Raw genomic sequence first — 1,527 nt, 5'->3', positions numbered from 1 at the left:
AAAAAAAAATAGGATTTGTAATTTCATCTGCGTTTTGTTTAGCATATCATATAACGGTTTGCGGCTTTGCGATGGTGCGGCTAAATATAAAAAATCTTTTCTTTTATAAACTAATTTTCGAAAAATCTGAAATTTTTAAACTTGCGAAAATCACATACTATCGCAAAACCGCTGTAATCTGCAGTTATTTCTGCGCTTTTTCAGTTTCATATTTCAAATTTGAAATAAGTTTTTTAACTTCATTATCTTTAAAGCAATAATTTTCTAATGGATATAAAAATTGGTTCAAACTATCATTTTCAATTCCATTTTCATAATATTTTATCATTTTCCTTTCAGGAAATCTAATTCGCAAATATGGATAATCTTCATTTATATATTGTATATCTGAAGAATGTAATTCTTTTAATGGAATTTCCCATTTTTTTAAAGATTGCTTTATACTTATGCCGATATAGAATGTTAGAATTTTAGTTTTTTCATTGAACTCAACTTTCTCATCAACTTCAATTTGATTTGACCCTTCAAAACATGCATTTATTTTTTTCTGAACGTGGGGAATTCCTTCCGAACTTTTACAGGAAACCATTAATAAAAAAGAGGTTAAAATGAAATAATTTTTCATTGTTATTTTCTGGTTATGATANCGTTTCGGGGCTTTGCGATGGTGGGGCAATCGAAGCACAAATCTTCAATTTTGCACAAAAGTTTAATCGAAGAAATATCGTTGAACTTTGCAGTTTCGCCCCACTATTGCAAAACCATTGTTATCTGCTGTGTTTTTATTCATTCAGATATTTTTTTATATTGTTTTCGCTTAATTCAACTGCAATATTTTGATTCCAATCTATCAAAATTAAATTCCAAGTTTCCTTAATTTTTATTAGTAGTTTTTCAAGGTCTTGTTTTTGTTTTTCAGTTGCAATCCAATAAAAATTCAACCATATAGTTATAACGATATCGTCTTTTTCACACTCAAATAAAATAGCACATTCTTTAGTTCCAAATCCATAATTCAATGATTTATTGTATGAATTTCCATATCCAATATTCACATCTTGAATTTTCTCAAAATTAAAATTGATAATTAGATTTTCTAATTCAGAACGAGTTATATTTTTTTCTGTAATTGGTATATTTGGTTTTTTGCGAACGTAAATATTTTTATATCCATTTTCATTGTAATTTTCACTGCTAAAACCAATGATTTCTTCCATTTCATTGCGTATAAAATCAATATTTTCATAGGGAAGAAGTTGTACTTGACAATAATCATCTTCGTGAATCGAAATGCTATTATTCATTTTTTAGCGATTTTTTGTGTAACATAGCAGATAACGGTTTGGGTATTGCCGAAGGCGGGGATTTTTAGCACAAAAGTTCAATCGAAGAACGAATGTTGAACCTTGCACAAATGCCCAATCGAAGCCGTTCAGCCCCGCTTTTGGCAATACCTTGTTACAAGCAGTTTTTATGTCAAAAGTCTGCTTCATATCCGTGTCCGTTTTTACCGTAAAATATTAACCA

At 29.1% G+C, this 1,527-nt stretch carries 1 protein-coding gene; it reads right to left on the bottom strand.

Features of this window, described 5'->3' with window-relative positions; translation table 11 throughout:
* Positions 1–782 precede the first annotated feature (782 nt).
* Positions 783–1,304, bottom strand: a complete 522-nt coding sequence (locus ASG21_RS15425; RefSeq protein ID WP_056082475.1) for a hypothetical protein — start codon at positions 1,302–1,304, stop codon at positions 783–785.
* Positions 1,305–1,527 lie beyond the last annotated feature (223 nt).

The sequence above is a fragment of the Chryseobacterium sp. Leaf394 genome, assembly GCF_001424105.1.
Classification (GTDB): Bacteria; Bacteroidota; Bacteroidia; order Flavobacteriales; family Weeksellaceae; genus Chryseobacterium.
Note: the sequence above shows the minus strand (reverse complement) of the source record. Positions and strands in the feature narration are given on the sequence as shown.

Bases quoted from the DNA above. Each gene is read 5' to 3' on its own strand.
- ASG21_RS15425 (WP_056082475.1), bottom strand. From the start codon at position 1,304: ATGAATAATAGCATTTCGATTCACGAAGATGATTATTGTCAAGTACAA.